The organism is Streptomyces sp. NPDC055013 (assembly GCF_053608645.1).
In genome coordinates this window covers 163,260-182,232 of record NZ_JBSGVW010000005.1, presented here as the reverse complement: position 1 = coordinate 182,232, position 18,973 = coordinate 163,260, and the positions used below count along the sequence as shown (strand labels likewise).

The window sequence follows — 18,973 nt, the reverse complement described above, 5'->3', positions numbered from 1 at the left end:
CAGGAGACCTACGCCACAGATCCCACCCACCCCTCCTACAGCCGTGATCGATCCGCAACCAATTCCGGGCTTGACCGAGACCCATCAACCGGCTGCGTGATTACGCTCCCGAACATGGCCGACTCCATAGCGTCCCCGACCCCCACGGACCGCCCCGTCTACGTCATCGGCGGCGGCCCCGGCGGACTCTCCGTCGCGCACGCGCTGCGCGCCCGGGGACTGCGTGCGGTGGTGCTGGAGAAGTCGGACCAGGTCGGCGCCTCCTGGCGGCGCCACTACGACCGCCTCCATCTGCACACCACCCGACGGCTGTCAGCCCTGCCCGGGCTGCCGATACCGCGTCGGTTCGGGCGCTGGGTGTCCCGGGACGACGTGTCGCGCTACCTGGAGAAGTACGCGGAGTTCCACGACCTGGAGATCGTCACCGGCGTCGAGGTCTCCCGCGTCGAGCCCGCCGCCGACGGCTCCGGCTGGCTGCTGCACGCCACCGGCGGCCGTGAGCTGACCGGCGCCGCCGTCGTCGTGGCCACCGGCCACAACCACACCCCGCGCATCCCGGACTGGCCAGGCATGGACACCTACAGCGGTGAGTTCCGGCACGCCGGCGAGTACCGCAACCCGGCGCCCTACGCCGACCGCGACGTCCTGGTCGTCGGCATCGGCAACACCGGTGCCGAGATCGCCGTGGACCTGGTGGAGGGCGGCGCCTCGCGGGTGCGGCTGGCCGTGCGGACGGTCCCTCACATCGTGCGCCGCTCCACCGCCGGGTGGCCCGCCCAGCGCACCAGCATCCTCGTACGGCGGCTGCCGGTCGGGCTCGTCGACCGGCTCGCCAAGCCCGTGGCGAAGCTGAGCGTGCCGGACCTGTCGGCCCAGGGGCTGCCGCGCCCCGACACCGGGCTCTACAGCCGGGTCAAGGAAGGCGCGATCCCGGTCCTCGACGTCGGCCTCATCGACGCCGTGCGCAAGGGCCGCATCGAGATCGTGGCCGCCGTCGACGGCTTCGAGGACGGGAAGGTCCTCCTCGCCGACGGCACCCGCGTCTCGCCGGACGCCGTCATCGCGGCCACCGGCTACGTGCGCGCCCTGGAGGGCCTCGTGGGCCACCTCGACGTCCTCGACGCCCGCGGCAGGCCGGTCGTCCAGGGCGCCCGCACCCCCGCCGGCGCCCCCGGCCTGTACTTCAGCGGCTACACCAACCCCATCAGCGGCAACCTCCGCGAGATGGCGATCGACGCGCAGAAGATCGCGAAGGCCGTAGCCCGCGGCGCTGACGGTGACAGGGACGGCGGCCGACGGGTCTCCCGACTGCCGGTCTGACGCTGGACCCTCCGGCCTCTTCCTCCCTCGAACACCTCAACTCCCTTACATGGATCCCGCGTTACTTGAGAGCCAGAAGTGACGCAAGGGCTGTACCGCGCCACCGCACGGAGCCAGAATGTGAGCCCTGTTCACCTTTCCGGCTCCGCTCCCTCTCGCAACGACGGAGGACGCACGTGGCAAGCGAAAGACAACTCCCCCGGGTTTCCGGGGCTTCTCCCGCCCCCAAGACCCCCAAGCTCTCCCGCCGCTCCCTCCTCGGCAGCGCCGCCGCCGCGGCCGGTGCCGCGACTCTCACCGCGACCGGCGCCGGTACCGCCTCAGCGGCCACCCGCGACGTGGATGTCGCGATCGTCGGCGCGGGCCTGGCCGGGCTCACCGCGGCCCGCGATCTGGTGGCGGCCGGCAAGTCGGTCGTCGTCCTGGAGGCCCGCGACCGCGTGGGCGGCCGGGTGATGGGCCTCGACCTGGCGGGCGGCGGCGTCACCGAGGGCGGGGGTGAGTTCATCGGCCCCACCCAGGACCGCATCAAGGCCCTCGCCGACTCCCTCGGCGTGGCGACCTTCACCACCTACAACACCGGCAACAACCTCCTCTACAAGGACGGCAGGAAGACCCCCTACGCCACCGACGGCATCCTCGGCGCGGTCCCGCCCATCGACGCGGCCGGCCTCGCCAACGCCGCGATCGTGCAGGCCACGCTCAACGACCTGGCCAAGAAGATCCCGGTCGACGCGCCCTGGACGGCGGCGAAGGCCGACGAGTGGGACCGGCAGACCTTCGAGACCTGGCTGCGCGCCAACGCGGTCATCCCGTCGGCCAAGTTCCTCTTCGACGTGGCCTGCACGTCGATCTTCTCGGCCGAGCCCCGTGAACTCTCCTTCCTGTTCGTCCTCTTCTACATCGCCGCCGCCGGCAACGCGTCGACCCCCGGCACCCTGGAGCGCCTCACCGAAACCGCTAACGGCGCCCAGGAACTGCGCTTCGTCGGCGGCTCGCAACTGGTACCGGTCAAACTCGCCGCCACGCTCGGCGACCGCGTGGTGCTGAGCGCCCCGGTGCGCACGATCGCCCGGTCCGGCGGCAGTTACGTCGTCACGGCCGACGGCGTCACCGTCACCGCCAGGAAGGTCGTCGTCGCCGTACCCCCGCCCCTCGCCGCCCGCATCACCTACGCCCCCCTCCTCCCCGCCGCCCGTGACCAGCTCACCCAGCGCCTGCCGATGGCCTCGGTCGGCAAGGCGATCGCGATCTACGACACCCCCTTCTGGCGCGCCGACGGCTTCAACGGCCAGGTCGTCAGCGACACCGGCGTCATCAGCTCCACCTTCGACAACTCCCCGCCCGACGCCTCCTACGGCGCCCTGATGGGCTTCATCGAGGCCGACGAGGCCCGCAAGCTGGACGCGGCGAGCGAGGCGGAGGTCCGGGCGGCCGTACTGAAGGACTACGCGACGTACTTCGGCGAAAAAGCGGCCTCCCCCACCTCCTTCGTGCTGCAACGCTGGAACAACGAGGCCTACACCCGCGGCGGCCCCGTCTCCATCGCCGCCCCCGGCGTCCTGACCCAGTACGGCCCCGCCCTGCGCGCGCCCGTCGGTGGCATCCACTGGGCCGGGACGGAGACCTCCACGCACTGGATGGGCTTCATGGACGGGGCGGTGCGGTCGGGAGAGCGGGTGGCGAAGGAGGTGCTGGCGGTGCTGTGAGCGGGGCCCGCACACCGGTGCCTCCGACATCGCCGCCCAACTTTGTGTGCACAGCCGTTCCTGACACGGTGTCAGTTCCTTTAATCTGACACTGCGTCAGTTAATCGCTGTCACACAGGAGCGGGCGGACCGATGCTTGGATCAACCCACGGCACCCTCACCACCGACTCCCGCCGGGCCCGGGTCATCGCCTGTGGCGAGCAGCCCGGGCCCGCCGTCCACGGCCGGCCGGCCGAGGTCGACGATCTCGACGTCAGCGGCCGACCGCTGTACTCCGATGTGCCCGATCTGGGCCGCTTCTTCCAGCCGGAATCGGTCGCCGTGATCGGCGCCTCGGACGCCGAGGGCCGGCCGAACACCGGTGTCACCCGCCAGCTGATCGCCTGGTCCGAGCGGGTCGGCGCCCGGCTCCATCCGGTGCATCCGAGCCGCGCTTCCGTCTTCGGCATCCCCTGCTTCCCTTCCGTCGCCGATCTGCCCGAGCAGATCGATCTCGCCGTGCTGCTGGTCGCCGACCCCCTTCCGGTGGTCGAGGAACTGGCCGAGGCCAAGGTGAAGTTCGCTGTCGTCTTCGCCTCCGGGTTCGCGGAGACCGGCGAGGAGGGCGCCGCCGCCCAGGACCGGCTCACCGCCGCCGTCGAACGGTCCGGCATGCGCCTCCTTGGCCCCAACACCAACCTCAACGCCTTTGAGCGGTTCCGGGACGACCTGGAGGGTCCCGCGATCGCCCTGATCACGCAGTCCGGCCACCAGGGCCGCCCCGTCTTCGCCCTCCAGGAGCTCGGCATCCGCCTGACCCACTGGGCGCCCACCGGCAACGAGGCCGACCTGGAGACCGCCGACTTCATCTCCTACTTCGCCGAGCAGCCCGACGTGGGGGCCATCGCCTGTTACGTCGAGGGCCTCAAGGACGGCCGCTCCTTCCTCCTCGCCGCCGATCGCGCCGCCCGCCGCAAGGTGCCCGTCGTCGCCGTGAAGGTGGGCCGCACCGAGACGGGCGCCCGCACGGCCGCCTCACACACCGGCAAGCTGACCGGCGCGGACGCGGTGGTGGACGCGGCGATGCGGCAGTACGGGGTGATCCGGGTCGACGGCCTGGACGAACTCCAGGACACCGCCGGCCTGTTGGCCCGCGCGCGTCCGCCCCGGGCCGACGGCGTCGTCGTCTATTCGATCTCGGGCGGCACGGGCGCGCACTTCGCCGACCTGGCGACCGAGGCGGGGCTGCCGCTGCCCGTGCTTTCGGAGGCCAAGCAGACCGAGCTGCACCAGTGGATACCCGAGTACCTGAACGTGGCCAACCCGGTCGACAACGGCGGCCATCCGGTCGGGGACTGGCGTGGCCGGAAGATCATCGACGCGATCCTCGACGACCCGCAGGTCGGCGTCCTGATCTGCCCGGTCACCGGGCCCTTCCCGCCCCTCAGCGACCGGCTCGTCCAGGACCTGGTGGACGCCGCCGAGCGGACGGACAAGCTGGTGTGCGTGGTGTGGGGGTCGCCGGTCGGCACCGAGCCGGCGTACCGCGATGTCCTGCTCGGCTCCTCGCGTGTGGCCACCTTCCGGACGGTGGCGAACTGCATCACCGCCGTCCGCGCCTACCTCGACCACCACCGCTTCGTCACCTGCTACCGCTCCCCCTTCGACGAGGCCCCGCGCATGCCCTCGCCGTCCTTCCGCAAGGCGCAGGCACTGATACGTCCGGGCGAGCAGCTGAGCGAGCACTCGGCGAAGCAGCTGCTGCGGGCGTACGGGATCCGCGTCCCGCGCGAGCAGTTGGTGACCAGCGCGGCGGCGGCCGTACGGGCCGCGGGGCTGGTGGGCTACCCGGTGGTGATGAAGGCGTCCGGCGCACGGATCGCCCACAAGACCGAGCTCGGCCTGGTCAAGATCGGGCTGACCTCCGCCAGCCAGGTCCGGGACGCCTACCGCGAGTTGACGGACATCGCCCGCTACGAGGACGTCTCGCTGGACGGTGTTCTGGTCTGCCAGATGGTCGAGCGGGGCGTCGAGATGGTCGTGGGCGCCACGCACGACGAGCTGTTCGGACCGACCGTGACGGTCGGGCTCGGCGGGGTGCTGGTAGAGGTGCTGGGCGACACCGCGGTACGTGTGCCGCCCTTCGGGGAGGAGCAGGCCCGCGACATGTGCGCCGAACTGCGCGGGCGGGCCCTCCTCGACGGGGTCAGGGGGCGGCCCCCGGCGGATCTCGACGCGCTCGTGGAGGTCGTCCTGCGTGTGCAGCGCATGGCGCTGGAACTCGGGGACGACCTCGCGGAGCTCGACATCAACCCGCTGGTGGTGCTGCCCAGGGGGCAGGGCGCGGTGGCGCTGGACGCGCTGGTGGTGTGCCGCTGACATGGATGCCGCTCCCGTGAATCCCGGCCGCATGAATACCGGCCCCACGAATCCCGACCGCATCAACGCCGACGATGAGATGAACATGCCCGATTCCCCCCGTGTGCCCGGAAATTCCGTCGATTCATTGGTACAGCACGCCACTGACAACCAGGTCTGCCGCATCACCCTCAACCGCCCCGAGATCCTCAACGCCATCACCCCTGAGCAGCGAGAACGCATCATCGAGCTGCTCGCGGACGCCTCCGCGGACCCCGGCGTACGGGCCGTCGTACTGACCGGAACGGGCCGAGGCTTCTGCGCCGGCGCGGATCTGCGGGGCGGGTCCGTGGCCGACGAGCGGGTCCCCGGCGACGTCGCCCGCACGATCCGCCTCGGCGCCCAGCGGCTGATCTCGGCCGTACTCGACTGCGAGAAGCCGGTGATCGCCGCGGTGAACGGCACCGCGGCGGGCCTCGGCGCGCACCTCGCGTTCGCCTGCGACCTCGTACTGGCCGCCGAATCCGCCAAGTTCATCGAGGTGTTCGTACGCCGCGGCCTCGTCCCCGACGGCGGCGGCGCCTATCTCCTCCCCCGCCTCGTCGGCCCCCGGCGGGCGAAGGAACTGATGTTCTTCGGCGACGCGCTCACCGCCCCCGACGCGGAGCGGCTCGGCCTCGTCAACCGGGTGGTGCCCGACACGGAGTTGGACAAGACGGCCAGGGACTGGGCGGCCCGCCTCGCCGCCGGCCCGACCCGCGCCCTCGCCCTCACCAAGCAGCTCGTCAACGCCTCCCTCGACTCCGACCGCACCACCGCGTTCGCGGCGGAGGCGGCCGCGCAGGAGATCAACATGACGACGGAGGACGCCCGGGAGGGAGTGGCGAGCTTCGTGGCGCGCAGGAGCGCCGAGTTCAGGGGGCGGTAAGGCGCGAGGGTGCGGCCGTTCGCCCTCGCACGCCCCTTCCAATCTGACGAACCGTCAGTTTCAATGAATGTCGTGATGGGACACGCAGGAATGGCCGCCGCCGCCGTCCGCTACCTCAGGTCGGCCGACGCACCGCCCGTGCAGGCGCTGCCGCGCCCGGCGCTGCGCTGTGTCGGCGAGGACGAGCGGGCGCCCGTCCCGCAGGCAGAGTTCCGGCGGGTGCTCGGGAACTTCGCGTCGGGGGTGGCCGTTGTCACGGCACCTGCCACCCCCACGGATCCGCAAGTCACCGCCGACGCCTCTCAGGGCGCCGCCCCCGCCGGTTTCGCCTGCCAGTCCTTCTCCTCCCTCTCCCTCGACCCGCCCCTCGTCGCCTTCATGGTCGGCCGTACGTCGACGACATGGCCGCGCATCGCCCGCGCGGGCGTCTTCTGCGTGAACGTCCTGAGCGCCGGCCAGGGCGAGTTGTGCCGTGCCTTCGCGATGAGCGGCACGGACAAGTTCGCGGGGGTCATGTACGACGCGGCCCCCGTGTCCGGCTCGCCCCGCCTCGCGGGCACGCTCGCGTGGATCGACTGCACGATCCACGCGGTGCACACGGGCGGCGACCACCTCATCGTCGTGGGACGGGTGGACGCCCTGGGGGCGAGCGACGGCGACGAGGCACCGCTGCTGTTCCACAAGGGGCGGTTCCTCTAGGCCGGTCGTCACGCCACCCCCGCCGAAGCCGGCCGCCGCCGGATCACCAGCGCCATCAGCGCCGCCGCGCGCGTGAGCGCCATCGCCAAGCCCGGGGAGTCTCCCGAGCCCTCTGTACCGCCACCTTGTCGAGAGCGCCTGAGGCAGACGCACAGCCGCACGGTCAGGCCGCCAAGGCGCGGACAAGCATCGTGCCCACGGCCCTGCCCTCAGGCGGGTCGATCACAGAGGCAAAAGCGTCCGAGAAGCCGTACCCCGTCAGGATGGTCGGCCACTCATCCGGGGTGCGGTCGTGTCGCAGTCCGGCTTTGGCAGGCTTCGGCCCCTGGCTGCCTGGAGGCAGATGCGAGAAGGCCAGGATGCCGCCTGGTGCCATGCGCGAGCGGATCAGCGGTAGCAGGGTGTCCGGATCGACGAACCACACAGCACCGAAGATCGAGAGCACGACATCGAATGTCTCTCCCGTCTCGTTCAGGAACGCCGTCGCCTCCGCCGTCTGAAACTCAAGGCCCGGCAGATCGCTCCAGCGCTCCCGCGCGACCGTTTCGCGGGCGGGGGCTACGTCCACCCCTAGACCTGTCGCACCGAGCGTGGCCAGGTGCGCGAGATTACTGCCGCTCCCTGATCCGAGTTCCAGCACCTTGCGTCCGGCCATGGGACCCAGAACGGCCTCGTTCGGTCCGTGATCGGCGTACTGCGTCCAGTTCAACCAGGTCGTATCGCCCTTGGCGTTCACGGTCCTGCGCGGCTTACTCCCGACCGCGTACCTGTCCCAGGACTCAGCCAGCGACATGCGGTGATCCTTTCCAGCAGAGGGACCCACGCCCAACGTACGGGAGTGAGCCCCAACTCTCGCGCTATCGCAAGCTACTTGGGCGAGTCGTGGCACCCGGCGTGGCACTGGTTGCAGTCGGCTGTGTCCTCCATGCCCCACAGGTCCGCGTCGATCTCGAACCCGGCCGTCTTGATGGCCCTGATCGTCCGCTCCAGGACGAGCGGGCCGCCGGTCCTGGGCTCGTGCCCGTCCCGTGTCACCTCGTCGTCGGTGAGGCACAGGACGCCGACCGCCACCCCCGCAAGCTCCGGGACGTGGTGGATGTACCGGCCGAAGTGCCGGCTGGTGAAGTGGTGGTACGGGATCGAGTCGAGCATGAACGAGTGCCATGCCTCGTCCACCTGCTCAGACGGGCCCATGAGAAGGTCCGGGTTCTCGCCGCACGTGACCAGGTACGCGATGGCCTGCCCGAACTTGGCCTCCGCCAGTTCGCGTGTGTTCTCCGGGTTGCGGAGGAGGAGGGCTACCTCCCGTTCCCACACGTCCGGGGTGACGTAGGCCTTCGGGTCGCGGATCACTACTGCCGTGCTCATGCTGGCTTGCCTCCAGGTAGTCGAGGGTCCGTGGTGCTCCGGTCATGTCGCCCACCCCTGCACTTTGGGCACAGGCACGCCGGCATCACGCCAGTAGCAAGGGGTTCCCCGCTCTCACCCTCGTACAGGGTTCGTGGCTCGGTCCGAGTGCCGTCGGCTCTCACCGTGTAAGCGCTGATACGGATGGACATGACGACCATGTTCCGGATCGATCACGACCATTGCGGCGACGTTCAGGGCGTCCCTCTGACGTCCCGTCGGTGTCACCCCTAGGGCGTCAAACCGGTGTCATTGGAGGCCCGACGTGGCTACCCTCGGATCATGACGACTACGGCCGAGCGTGACCGAATCCCCAACGACGTGCTGGCCTCCGTACGCAAGTCGATGAACCTCAGCCAAGATGAGTTCGCCCGGGGCTTACGTGGCGCAGGTGAGGAGCTGGGGGAACCGAACGACGCCTCCAAACGACTCGTGCAACGCTGGGAGTCCGGGGAGACCAGGACATGCCGCCCGCTGTATGCGCGGGCACTGCAGCGGTTCACCGGCCGTGCCCCTGAGTCGCTGGGGTTCGCAATCCCGATGGCACGCGTCCACTCGGACGGGGCAGGAGGCCACGACATGGAGGCTGGGGAAGTCGACACGGCTGACGCTGTCACAAACCCGGAGCCGGAGCCGCAGAGCGAGTACGCGGGCATCTGGCTGTCTCAGTACGAGTTCTACTCTTCCAGCCGTGACGAGACGTTCGCCTGCAAGCATCACGTCGTGATCGTCCAGCACGGTAACCGGCTGACGGGCCAGAGCCTGCCCGGAGCATCGACCAACCCGGACAGCCCGTTGTCTCTGGATCTCACCGTTGAACGGAACGTCGTCACCGGTACGTGGACCGAACAGACGGCGGCTGCCGGGTACTACCAAGGCGCCCGGTACCACGGCGCTGTTCAGCTGCTCATCGAGCCGACAGGCCGACGAATGGCGGGCAAGTGGGTCGGCTTCGGCAAGGACTTCGACGTGAACACCGGCCCGTGGGAGCTGCGCCTACTCGACCGGTCGACAGGCCGCGCGAGCATCGAACGGTACTCGGCTGCACCGTAGCGGGGGATCGAGGCGCGCCCCTACAAGGAAACAGCCGCCCCGTGCGGGCGCCTGGCCACCGAGTCCGCCCCTGCTGGTCCGAGCTGGACAGCATTCGTTACACGCGGGTGCACACGGGCGGCGACCACCTCATCGTCGTGGGACGGGTGGACGCCCTGGGGGCGAGCGACGGCGACGAGGCACCGCTGCTGTTCCACAAGGGGCGGTTCCTCTAGGCGGCCGCCCGCCCGCCGCCCGCAACACCGCCGCTCGGCCCAGCCGTCGGGCGATGACCGCCCCCGGCGAGGCCGTCACGCCACCGCCACCACCGGCGTAGCCGGTTGCCGCCGGATCACCAGCGCCATCAGCGCCGCCGCCGCGCACAGCGCGCCCGAGGCGTACCAGACCATGTCGTACGTCCCGAAGACGTCCCGTGCGACCCCGCCGAGGAAGGCCACCAGCGCGGCGCCGACCTGGTGGGAGGCGAGGACCCAGCCGAAGACGATGGCGCTGTCCTCGCCGTAGTGCTCCCGGCACAGGGCGACGGTGGGCGGGACGGTGGCGACCCAGTCGAGGCCGTAGAAGACGATGAAGAAGAGCATCGACGGATGGACCGTGGCGGAAAGCAGCATCGGCAGGAACAGCAGCGAGACGCCGCGCAGGGCGTAGTAGACCGCGAGCAGCCGGCGGGAGTCGAAGCGGTCGGTGAGCCAGCCGGAGGCGATCGTGCCGACCACGTCGAACACGCCGATGACCGCGAGCAGCGAGGCGGCGGCCGGGACGGGCATGCCGTGGTCGTGGGCTGCGGGCACGAAGTGGGTCTGGATGAGGCCGTTGGTGGAGGCGCCGCAGATCGCGAAGGTGCCGGCGAGCAGCCAGAAGGGTCCGGTGCGGGCCGCCGAGAAGAGCACCGTCACCGCCCGGCGCGCGGCGCCCCGGGCGGGGGGCGGCTTGGGCACGAACTCCTTCGCGCCGTACGGCGCCACGCCCACGTCGGCCGGGTGGTCGCGCAGCAGCAGCCAGACGAACGGGACCACCACGAGGGCCGCGAGGGCGACCGTGACGGCGGCCGGGCGCCAGTTGCCCGCATCGACCATCAGGGCCAGCACGGGCAGGAAGATCAGCTGGCCGGAGGCCGAGGCGGCGGTGAGGATGCCGGTGACCAGACCGCGCCGCTCGGTGAACCAGCGGTTGGTGACCGTCGCGGCGAACGCGAGCGCCATCGAACCGGTGCCGAGGCCCACCAGCAGGCCCCAGCACAGCAGCAGTTGCCAGGCGGCCGTCATCCAGACCGTGAGGCCCGAGCCGATCGCGATCATGGTGAGCGCGACCGCGACCACGCGCCGCATGCCGAAGCGGTCCATCAGGGCGGCGGCGAAGGGGGCGGTCAGGCCGTACAGGGCCAGGTTGATGGAGACGGCGGCCCCGATCGTGCCGCGCGACCAGCCGAACTCCTCGTGCAGCGGGTCGATGAGCAGCCCCGGCACGGAGCGGAAGGCGGCGGCCCCGATGATCGTCACGAAGGCGACGGCGGCGACGAACCAGGCACGGTGGATACGGTTACGACCGGGCCTCGGCGGGGTCCGGTCGACGGCGGCGGCTTCGGTTGTCTGCGTCACGACAACGAGCTTCGGGCCTGCGCCGCCGCGGATCCATTGGCCCGAAGGACAGCATTCGCTAGGATCGGGCCATGAGCCCTGAGCCGGAGTTCCGACCGCACCGCGTGGCCGTCCTCGCCCTCGACGGGCTGCTCCCCTTCGAGCTGGGCATCCCGCACCGCATCTTCGGCCGCCCCAAGGACGCCGAGGGACGGCATCTGTACGAGGTCGTCACCTGCTCGATCCGGCCGCCCGGCCCCGTCAGGACGGACGCCGACTTCGACATCCAGGTGGCCTGCGGCCCGGAGACGCTGGCCACCGCCGACACCGTGATCATCCCGGCGTCGTACGAGCTCGGCCCGGTCTTCGAGGAGGGCGTCCTGACCGACGAGCTGGCCGCCGCGCTGGCCCACATCCGTCCCGGCACCCGGCTCGCCTCCATCTGCACCGGCGTCTACGTCCTCGCCGCCGCCGGCCTGCTCGACGGCCGCCCGGCCACCACGCACTGGGCGGACGCCGAGCGCTTCCAGCGGCTGTTCCCGAGGATCAAGGTCGACGCGGACGTCCTGTTCATCGACGAGGGCGACGTGCTGACCTCGGCCGGCGTCGCGGCCGGGATCGACCTGTGCCTGCACATGGTCCGCCGCGACCACGGCACGGCGATCGCCAACGAGGTGGCCCGCCGCACGGTCGTACCGCCCCATCGGGACGGCGGCCAGGCCCAGTACATCCACCGCCCTGTCCCCGACCCGCAGCAGGCGTCCACGACCAGCGCCCGCGCCTGGGCGCTGGGCCGCCTCCAGGAGCCGCTCCAGCTGCGCGACATGGCGGAGCAGGAGTCCATGTCGGTACGGACCTTCACGCGACGCTTCCGCGAGGAGGTCGGCGTCAGCCCCGGCCAGTGGCTCACCCAGCAGCGCGTCGAACGCGCCCGGCACCTCCTGGAGTCCACCGACCTCTCGGTCGACCAGGTGGCCGCCGACGCCGGCTTCGGCACGGCCCAGTCGATGCGCCAGCACCTACAGGCGGCGCTCGGCGTCACACCCACCAACTATCGCCGCACCTTCCGCACCGGCAGCCAGGCCGACGTCCAGGTCACCGGCGGCACTTGAGCCGTCCCGCCGCGCCTCGCCCCACCAGCCGAGCGCCGTCAGGAGCAGGGTCAGCGCCACGCCGGACACGATCGCCGTGGACGGCGTCACCACCTGGAGCAGGCCGCCCGCGAGGGAACCCGTCGCCGCGTAACCCGCACCGGCGGCCGCGTACATCACGGAGTAGCCCGCGGCCAGAGCGCCCGGCGGCAGGGCCTCGCGCAGGGACAGGTTGCGGGTGATCAGCGCGCCCGCCTGGACCGTGCCCGCGAGGACGAGGGCCATCGCGATCCCCGCGGCGCCCGGTATCAGCGCCGCGAGGGTCACGAAGACCGACATGACGCACATCAGCACCACACTGCGCGTGGGCAGCCGCCCCGGCCACGATCTGAGTCCGTACAGGAACGCACCGACCCCCGCTCCCACCGCCATGCCCGCCAGCATCGGGCCGGACCAGCCGACGCCGATGCCGCGCTGTTCGAGCAGGGCGGGCAGGGTGAGTTCGGCGAGGCCGAGCAGGGTGAGGCTGGCCGCGCCCGTGACGTACACCGGCCAGGCGCGGATCAGCACGCGGGGCTTCGGCCGGCCCGTGTCCCCGTCCTCTCCCGCCTTGGCCCAGCCCGCGGGCAGCAGCCAGTGGCCGGCGATCGAGACCGCCATCAGCACGGCCCCGAGGAGCAGCGGCACCCGTGGCGCCACCCCCAGGGCGAGGCCCGCGACCGCGACCGGGGAGACGGCCCACACGCCGGACATCAGCATCGACTCGGTGGACAGCGCCTGCGCCACGGCACGCTCCGGGACCAGCGTGGTCAGCAGCGCCCGCTGACCGCCCGCGACCGCGGCCGGCGCCGCACCGGCCAGGAACGCGAACGCCGCCAGCACGACGGGGTGCGCCCCGGCCAGCACCCCGAGCCCCACGAACCCCACCGCCCCGCCCGCGAGCCCGACGGCCAGGTGACGCCGACCGCGCGCCGGATCGAACCGCAGCCCGAGGACCGGGGCGGCGATGATCTCGCCGATCACATAGGCCGCCGCGAGCGCCGCACCCAGCGTGTAGCCGCCGGGCCGCTCCCGCACCAGGAACACCAGGGCCAACGGCGTCATGGCGACCGGCATACGGGAGGCGACCGCGGTGCAGGCCCAGACCAGAACCTGCTTGGAGGCGACGTCTCGATAGGTCATGGGACGACGGTAGGTGCCGCCACCGACAACGCGGCAGCCGATTTCCGGGCCTGTGGAAAACGTCGTTCAGCCGTCCCCGCGCGAGCGAACCGCCCCGCACGGACCGGAGCTCAGAAGGTGAGCACCCCGCGCGCCACCTTCCCCGCCTCCGCATCCGCCGCCGCCCTCTCGAACTCCTCGACCGGGTACGTCTGCGTCACCAGCTCGTCCAGCAGCAGCCGCCCGTCCCGGTACAGCTCGGCGTACAGCGCGATGTCCCGCTGCGGCCTGGACGACCCGTACCGGCAGCCCAGGATGGACTTGTCGAGATACATGGAGGACACGAGGAAGGAGGCCTCGGCGCCGGCCGGCGGAACGCCCAGCAGAACGGCCTGCCCGTGCCGGTCGAGCAGGTCGACGGCCTGCCGGATGAGCTCCACCCGCCCCACGCACTCGAAGGCGTGGTCCGCCCCCGTCGGCAGCAGTTCCCGCACACCCTCCGTCGAGGTCAGAAAGTCCGTCGCCCCGAACTGCCGCGCCACCGCCTCCTTCGCCGGATTCGCGTCCACGGCGACGATCCGCAGCGCACCCGCGAGCCGCGCGCCCTGAAGGACGTTGAGGCCGATACCGCCGGTACCGATCACGAGCACGCTGTCCCCGCGGTCCACCTTCGCCCGGTTGAGCACGGCGCCCACGCCCGTCAGCACCCCGCACCCGATGAGCGCGGCCGCGGGCATGGGAATGTCCTTCGGGATGCGGACCACCTGTACGGCCTTCACCACGGTCCGTTCCGCGAAGGCGGAGTTGGACGCGAACTGGAACACCGCCTGCTCACCCCGCCGAAACGGCCGCCCCGGCCGCCCGATCGCCTGCCGGCACATCGTCGGCCGCCCCCGGTCGCACTCCGCGCACGTACCGCAGTTGGCGAGCGTGGACAGAGCCACATGATCCCCGGGCTCGACATGGGTGACTCCCCCACCCACCGCTTCCACGACTCCCGCGCCCTCATGTCCCAGCACCACAGGAACCGGGAAGGGGATGGTCCCGTCCACCACGGACAGATCGCTGTGGCACAGCCCGGCCGCCGAGATCGCGACCAGCACCTCGCCGGGCCCCGGTTCCCGCACCTCCAGATCGTCCACGACCTGCACCTGCTTGCCGTCGAACAGCACACCGCGCATCAAACGACCCCCTTGGGCTCCCTGGGCAGACCGAGCACGCGCTCGGCGATGATCGTGCGCTGAACCTGATCGGACCCGCCGTAGATGGTGTCGGCCCGGGAGAAGAGGAACAGCTGCTGCGCCTCGTCGATTTCGTACGGTGCCGAGGGCGACCACTGCGCGGGCCCGACCCCGGCAGCAGCGCCCCGCACCAGCACCGCCAGCTCCCCGAGCCGCTGGTGCCAGCCACCCCACAGCAGCTTGGCGACGCTGGGCGCCCCCGCGTCCCCGGACCGCCCCAGGGTGCGCAAGGCGTTCCACCGCATCACCCGCAGCTCGGCCCACTGCCGCTCGAGCCGCTCACGCACCACGGGATCCTCGACCGCCCCGGACTCCACGGCCGCCCGCACCACCCGTTCCAACTCCGCGGCAAAGCCCACCTGCTGGGCCAGTGTCGACACCCCCCGCTCGAATCCGAGCAGACTCATCGCGACCCGCCAGCCACCGCCCTCGCCCCCCACGACGTGCTCCACGCGGGCGTGCGCCCCGTCGAAGAACACCTCGTTGAAGTCGCTGGTCCCCGTCATCTGCCGAATGGGCCGCACCTCTATCCGCCCCGGCTGGTCCATGGGCACCAGAAGAAAGGTCAGCCCGTGATGCCGACTCGACTCGGGATCCGTACGGGCAAGCACAAAACACCAGTCGGCCTCATGGGCGAGAGACGTCCAGATCTTCTGCCCGGTGACCCGGTACACCCCGTCCGGCCCGAGCTCGGCCTTGGTCCGGACCCCCGCGAGATCCGACCCGGCGCCGGGTTCGCTGTACCCCTGACACCACAACTCGTCCCCCGCCGCGACCGCCGGGAGAAACCGCGCCTTCTGCTCCTCGGTCCCGTGCGCGACGAGCGTGGGTGCCAGAAGCTTCTCCCCGATGTGCCCGGACCGCGCCGGCGCCCGCGACCGCGCGTACTCCTCGGCCCAGACGACCTGCTGGGTGAGGGTGGCGCTCCGGTTGCCGTACCCGTGCTCGGTCCAACCGAGCCCTATCCACCCGCCTTTGCCCAGTACCTTTTCCCAACTGCGGCGATCCTGAGCGTCCTTGGCGTTCTCATCGAGCCACGCCCGCGCTTCCGCACGAAACGCCTCGTCCTCCGCCGCGAACCCGAAGTCCATAGGGTCTCCTTGTAGTTTCCGGCCAGGAACAACGCCCTTCCTTCGGGGGCGCGGGGCTGTATCGACATGCGGCTCCGCCACGTGGGCGCGACAACCACGAACCACCCGCGGCCGCCATACAACTTTCGTCCTCGAGCGCTCAGGCGTTGGGCCGCGACCCCTCCGCCGCCGCCCGCCTCATCTCCAGGACCCGCTCCAACAACGGCATCGGGTCCACGCCCACCGATCCCGGCAGAACTTCCGCGATCCGCTCCGGCGTCCAACCCTCCACCGCATAGGCCGAGCGCAGCTCCCGCGGCTGCGCCCACACCGCGATCTTCGGCCCGGCGACCGTGTAGACCTGCCCGGTCACGCCTTGCTCCCGAGCCGCATCCGACAGCAGGTAGACCACCAGGGCCGCCACATCCTCCGGCTCCCCGATCTCCGCCAGCTCCATGGGAACCCCGGCCGACATCCGCGTACGAGCCACCGGAGCCACCGCATTGGCGGTCACCCCGTACCGGTGCAGGCCCAGCGCAGCGCTCCGCACCAGCGAGATGATCCCGCCCTTCGCCGCGCTGTAGTTGGCCTGCGACACCGACCCCTGATGGTTGCCGCTGGTGAACCCGATCAGCGTCCCGGCCCGCTGCTTGCGCATGACCGCCGAAGCGGCCCGGAACACGGTGAACGTGCCCTTCAGATGAGTGGCGATCACCGGATCCCACTCCTCCTCGGTCATGTTGAACAGCATCCGTTCACGCAGGATCCCGGCGACACAGACGACCCCGTCGAGGCGTCCGTACGACGACAGCGCGACGTCGACCAGCCGCTGGCCGCCCGCCATCGTGGAGATGTCGTCGGCGACGGCGACCGCCTCCCCGCCGGCCGACTCGATCTCCTTGACCACGGCCTCGGCGATCTCGCTCGTGGGCGAGCCGCCCTCCACCGACACCCCGTAGTCGTTGACGACGACCCGCGCACCCTCGGCGGCAGCCGCGACCGCGACCGCCCGGCCGATGCCCCGCCCGGCGCCCGTGACGGCGACGACCTTGCCTGCCAAGAAGTTCCCCATGCCCCGGCCCCTTCCCGCAGTTTCTGACGGTCCGTTAGATTCGACTTGATTCTACGACCCGTCAGATACGCGGAGACAAGCCCCCGGGGAGGACTCATGTCACTGCCGGACGCGTTTCACGAGATCGCCAAGCGCGTGAACAACTGGGGCCGTTGGGGCGCCGACGACGAGATCGGCACCCTGAACCTGATCACCGACGAGGTGGTCCGCGAGGCCGCCGCCTGCGTCCGCACGGGCCGTCGCATCCCCCTCGCGCTACCCCTCCAGCAGGACGGTGTGCAGACCGGGATGATCCCCGGACGCATCAACCCGCTGCACGCCATGGTGCAGATCAACCAGGAGATCTTCGGTCCGGGAACCGTCGCCTGCAGCGACGACGCCGTGACCATGGGCCTGCAGGCCGCCACCCACTGGGACGCGCTCACCCATGTCTCGCACTCGGGCCGGCTCTACAACGGCCGCCCCGCCGACACCATCACCCCGCACGGCGGCGCCGAGTTCAGCGGCATCGACAAGGCGCGGCACATCGTCTCGCGCGGGGTGCTGCTGGACGTGGCCCGGGCGCGTGGCGTCACGCGGCTCGACGGCGGACACGCGGTCACGCCACAGGACCTGGAGGCGGCCGAGGAACTCGCGGGCACGCGCGTGCGTGGCGGCGACATCGTGCTCGTGAGGACGGGGCAGGTCCAGGTCTATCTCTCCGGCGACAAGCACGCGTACGGCTATCCGTCGCCCGGTCTGTCGATCCGGACACCGGAGTGGTTCCACGCGCGCGATGTGGCGGCCGTCGCGAACGACACCCTCACGTTTGAGATATTTCCGCCCGAGAAAGATGATTTGTGGCTGCCCGTGCATGCGCTGGACCTGGTGGAGATGGGGATGATCCAGGGTCAGAACTGGAATCTCGAAGAGTTGTCCACAGCCTGTGGACAAGAGGGCCGCTATGCGTTCCTGCTGTCGGCGATGCCCGAACCCTTCGTCGGCGGCACGGGGACTCCGGTCGCACCCGTGGCCGTGCTCTGACGAGGCCGGTTGGCGGCGCGGCTTCCCCAATCGGCTCCACCCGAGCGGGAGGTGCCCCCATCCGCCCCGAGCACGGCACCGCGCGCCGCCATCCGACTCCGGCGCGCCCGCCCCTGCCCTCCTGGCCCCCGGGAGAACCGACGCCGAATCACGACCCACACTCGGCAAGGGCCTCCGTCACCGAAGCCCTCGTCGTCCCCTCGCGGCGAATCGCTGACCACCAGCGTGATCAACCGAATACGCGGCGTCAACACCCAGTCGGGGATTTGTTACTTACGCCCTATTTGCAGGAGACGCGCATAGGAGCATGTCCAGGCGCATCGATGCCCGCCCGAGCTGGAGGTGCAGCGCGTTCTGCAACCGTGCACCGGATTCGGCGAAATTGCAGCCCTGTGCGCCGTCACACCGCTTCGTAGGCGAACCCTTCGTAGGCCGAGGCCCCGCTCCCGTAGGCGGAGGCCGCCCCCTGCGCCTTCGCGCCACGGTCCAGTTCGCACCAGATCCGCTTGCCGGCACCTTCGGAGCTCCAGCCCCAGCGATCGGCGAGGCCGTCGACGAGGGCGAGTCCGCGGCCGCCCGTCGCGTCGCCGTCGACACATCGGGGCACGGGCGCACGGTCACTGCGGTCGGCCACCTCCAGCCGCACGGTGGCGCAGCCCTGGGCCGCCCCCTGCAGCGACAGCCGGAGCACGGCCGGACAGCCGGTGTGCACCACGGCGTTGGTGACCAGTTCGGAGACGAGCAGGATCAGCGTCTCGGCGAGCGGTTCGTCGGCCTCTATCCCGGAACCCGCGAGCCGCGAGCGGGCCCACCGCCGGGCTCGTCCCACCTCAGCGGGATCGGGCCGGATCTCCAGCTGCACTTGAAGCACCTGCACCGCTCACACCATCCGAACCGGCGGACACATAGCCCCGCGCCTCACGAGGGCCACGATCCTAGCCATTCTTTTCATGGCCAGAACAATGGCCAAAGCCAGGGTCACGCAACGTGAATCCCTTAGCTGACAGCATGGTTGACGTACAGTCACCCCAACAAGCGCTTCGGGCATATTCCAGCGCGAAGGAGTACCCCTGCGGCATACTGTGCGACGCTTGTCGTGGGGAGTCGAACAGGCGGGGACAGAGCGCCCTCCCGCCCCGCAAGCAGCGGCGAGCACCGCCGGATCCGGGGCCGCCTCAAGGGCAACTCCGGGATGGCTCGTGCTCGGAACCACTCGCATCTCACACAAGGTACCGGAGCGGACGGCCGACTCCAGGCCGTGACGAGTCACACGTAGGACACAACC

At 70.9% G+C, this 18,973-nt stretch carries 16 protein-coding genes and 1 pseudogene; 9 read left to right on the top strand and 8 right to left on the bottom strand.

Translation table 11 applies throughout. The annotated features are described in order from the left end of the window. Window positions 1–114 precede the first annotated feature (114 nt). From ACWGDB_RS08915 to ACWGDB_RS08895, 5 genes are all read left to right on the top strand, one after another. A complete protein-coding gene (locus tag ACWGDB_RS08915) occupies window positions 115–1,320 on the top strand; it encodes a flavin-containing monooxygenase (protein WP_453821798.1) in 1,206 nt (401 codons plus the stop codon). A 176-nt stretch (window positions 1,321–1,496) separates the two neighbouring features. Then, a complete protein-coding gene (locus ACWGDB_RS08910) occupies window positions 1,497–3,029 on the top strand; it encodes a flavin monoamine oxidase family protein (RefSeq protein WP_453821797.1) in 1,533 nt (510 codons plus the stop codon). A 132-nt stretch (window positions 3,030–3,161) separates the two neighbouring features. After that, window positions 3,162–5,387 (top strand): acetate--CoA ligase family protein, encoded by a 2,226-nt coding sequence (locus ACWGDB_RS08905; protein ID WP_453821796.1) that lies wholly within the window; start codon window positions 3,162–3,164, stop codon window positions 5,385–5,387. 85 nt (window positions 5,388–5,472) lie between these two features. Then, the gene (locus tag ACWGDB_RS08900; RefSeq protein ID WP_453821795.1) at window positions 5,473–6,294 is read left to right on the top strand and encodes an enoyl-CoA hydratase/isomerase family protein; all 822 of its coding nucleotides are present in this window, start codon (window positions 5,473–5,475) and stop codon (window positions 6,292–6,294) included. Window positions 6,295–6,369: 75 nt separating this feature from the next. Then, entirely contained in the window at window positions 6,370–6,993 is a 624-nt protein-coding gene (locus ACWGDB_RS08895) for a flavin reductase family protein (protein ID WP_453821794.1), read from the top strand. Between the two features lie 163 nt (window positions 6,994–7,156). Here the strand turns inward: ACWGDB_RS08895 and ACWGDB_RS08890 are convergent, their stop codons facing one another. Both ACWGDB_RS08890 and ACWGDB_RS08885 read right to left on the bottom strand, forming a co-directional pair. Then, a complete protein-coding gene (locus ACWGDB_RS08890) occupies window positions 7,157–7,786 on the bottom strand; it encodes a class I SAM-dependent methyltransferase (RefSeq protein ID WP_453821793.1) in 630 nt (209 codons plus the stop codon). 74 nt (window positions 7,787–7,860) lie between these two features. Then, a complete protein-coding gene (locus ACWGDB_RS08885) occupies window positions 7,861–8,361 on the bottom strand; it encodes a glycine-rich domain-containing protein (RefSeq protein WP_453821792.1) in 501 nt (166 codons plus the stop codon). A gap of 321 nt (window positions 8,362–8,682) precedes the next feature. On the opposite strand from ACWGDB_RS08885, the gene ACWGDB_RS08880 reads away from it, so the two are divergent. Both ACWGDB_RS08880 and ACWGDB_RS08875 read left to right on the top strand, forming a co-directional pair. After that, window positions 8,683–9,453, top strand: a complete 771-nt coding sequence (locus ACWGDB_RS08880; protein ID WP_453821791.1) for a helix-turn-helix domain-containing protein — start codon at window positions 8,683–8,685, stop codon at window positions 9,451–9,453. A gap of 107 nt (window positions 9,454–9,560) precedes the next feature. Next, window positions 9,561–9,668 (top strand): annotated as a pseudogene (locus ACWGDB_RS08875) (flavin reductase family protein); the annotation flags it as partial. A 75-nt stretch (window positions 9,669–9,743) separates the two neighbouring features. Here the strand turns inward: ACWGDB_RS08875 and ACWGDB_RS08870 are convergent. Beyond that, entirely contained in the window at window positions 9,744–11,051 is a 1,308-nt protein-coding gene (locus tag ACWGDB_RS08870) for an MFS transporter (protein WP_453821790.1), read from the bottom strand. Between the two features lie 71 nt (window positions 11,052–11,122). On the opposite strand from ACWGDB_RS08870, the gene ACWGDB_RS08865 reads away from it, so the two are divergent. After that, window positions 11,123–12,142, top strand: coding sequence for a GlxA family transcriptional regulator (locus tag ACWGDB_RS08865; protein ID WP_453821789.1), 1,020 nt, complete (start codon window positions 11,123–11,125; stop codon window positions 12,140–12,142). On the opposite strand, the gene ACWGDB_RS08860 is transcribed toward ACWGDB_RS08865, so the two are convergent. From ACWGDB_RS08860 to ACWGDB_RS08845, 4 genes are all read right to left on the bottom strand, one after another. After that, on the bottom strand, window positions 12,050–13,303 hold the full coding sequence (locus ACWGDB_RS08860; protein WP_453821788.1) for an MFS transporter: 1,254 nt from the start codon (window positions 13,301–13,303) through the stop codon (window positions 12,050–12,052). The two genes, ACWGDB_RS08865 and ACWGDB_RS08860, sit on opposite strands and share 93 nt — an antisense overlap. 110 nt (window positions 13,304–13,413) lie before the next feature. Beyond that, window positions 13,414–14,463 carry a Zn-dependent alcohol dehydrogenase gene (locus ACWGDB_RS08855; protein ID WP_453821787.1) on the bottom strand — a complete coding sequence of 350 codons (1,050 nt, stop codon included), beginning with the start codon at window positions 14,461–14,463 and terminating at the stop codon, window positions 13,414–13,416. Beyond that, complete coding sequence (locus ACWGDB_RS08850) at window positions 14,463–15,614, bottom strand: acyl-CoA dehydrogenase family protein (RefSeq protein WP_453821786.1); 1,152 nt, start codon at window positions 15,612–15,614, stop codon at window positions 14,463–14,465. Before ACWGDB_RS08850 ends, ACWGDB_RS08855 begins: the two co-directional genes overlap by 1 nt. Window positions 15,615–15,753: 139 nt before the next feature. Beyond that, window positions 15,754–16,665, bottom strand: coding sequence for an SDR family NAD(P)-dependent oxidoreductase (locus ACWGDB_RS08845; protein WP_453821785.1), 912 nt, complete (start codon window positions 16,663–16,665; stop codon window positions 15,754–15,756). Window positions 16,666–16,761: 96 nt separating this feature from the next. On the opposite strand from ACWGDB_RS08845, the gene ACWGDB_RS08840 reads away from it, so the two are divergent. Further along, a complete protein-coding gene (locus ACWGDB_RS08840; RefSeq protein ID WP_453821784.1) occupies window positions 16,762–17,688 on the top strand; it encodes a cyclase family protein in 927 nt (308 codons plus the stop codon). Between the two features lie 400 nt (window positions 17,689–18,088). Here the strand turns inward: ACWGDB_RS08840 and ACWGDB_RS08835 are convergent, their stop codons facing one another. Beyond that, on the bottom strand, window positions 18,089–18,565 hold the full coding sequence (locus ACWGDB_RS08835; RefSeq protein ID WP_453821783.1) for an ATP-binding protein: 477 nt from the start codon (window positions 18,563–18,565) through the stop codon (window positions 18,089–18,091). Between the last annotated feature and the right edge of the window lie 408 nt (window positions 18,566–18,973).

What these genes read in the sequence shown, in the direction of transcription:
- ACWGDB_RS08915 (WP_453821798.1), top strand. Translation starts at nt 115, where the DNA reads ATGGCCGACTCCATAGCGTCCCCGACCCCCACGGACCGCCCCGTCTAC.
- ACWGDB_RS08905 (WP_453821796.1), top strand. Translation starts at nt 3,162, where the DNA reads ATGCTTGGATCAACCCACGGCACCCTCACCACCGACTCCCGCCGGGCC.
- ACWGDB_RS08900 (WP_453821795.1), top strand. Translation starts at nt 5,473, where the DNA reads ATGCCCGATTCCCCCCGTGTGCCCGGAAATTCCGTCGATTCATTGGTA.
- ACWGDB_RS08895 (WP_453821794.1), top strand. Translation starts at nt 6,370, where the DNA reads ATGGGACACGCAGGAATGGCCGCCGCCGCCGTCCGCTACCTCAGGTCG.
- ACWGDB_RS08890 (WP_453821793.1), bottom strand. Translation starts at nt 7,786, where the DNA reads ATGTCGCTGGCTGAGTCCTGGGACAGGTACGCGGTCGGGAGTAAGCCG.
- ACWGDB_RS08885 (WP_453821792.1), bottom strand. Translation starts at nt 8,361, where the DNA reads ATGAGCACGGCAGTAGTGATCCGCGACCCGAAGGCCTACGTCACCCCG.
- ACWGDB_RS08880 (WP_453821791.1), top strand. Translation starts at nt 8,683, where the DNA reads ATGACGACTACGGCCGAGCGTGACCGAATCCCCAACGACGTGCTGGCC.
- ACWGDB_RS08865 (WP_453821789.1), top strand. Translation starts at nt 11,123, where the DNA reads ATGAGCCCTGAGCCGGAGTTCCGACCGCACCGCGTGGCCGTCCTCGCC.
- ACWGDB_RS08860 (WP_453821788.1), bottom strand. Translation starts at nt 13,303, where the DNA reads ATGACCTATCGAGACGTCGCCTCCAAGCAGGTTCTGGTCTGGGCCTGC.
- ACWGDB_RS08855 (WP_453821787.1), bottom strand. Translation starts at nt 14,463, where the DNA reads ATGCGCGGTGTGCTGTTCGACGGCAAGCAGGTGCAGGTCGTGGACGAT.
- ACWGDB_RS08850 (WP_453821786.1), bottom strand. Translation starts at nt 15,614, where the DNA reads ATGGACTTCGGGTTCGCGGCGGAGGACGAGGCGTTTCGTGCGGAAGCG.
- ACWGDB_RS08845 (WP_453821785.1), bottom strand. Translation starts at nt 16,665, where the DNA reads ATGGGGAACTTCTTGGCAGGCAAGGTCGTCGCCGTCACGGGCGCCGGG.
- ACWGDB_RS08840 (WP_453821784.1), top strand. Translation starts at nt 16,762, where the DNA reads ATGTCACTGCCGGACGCGTTTCACGAGATCGCCAAGCGCGTGAACAAC.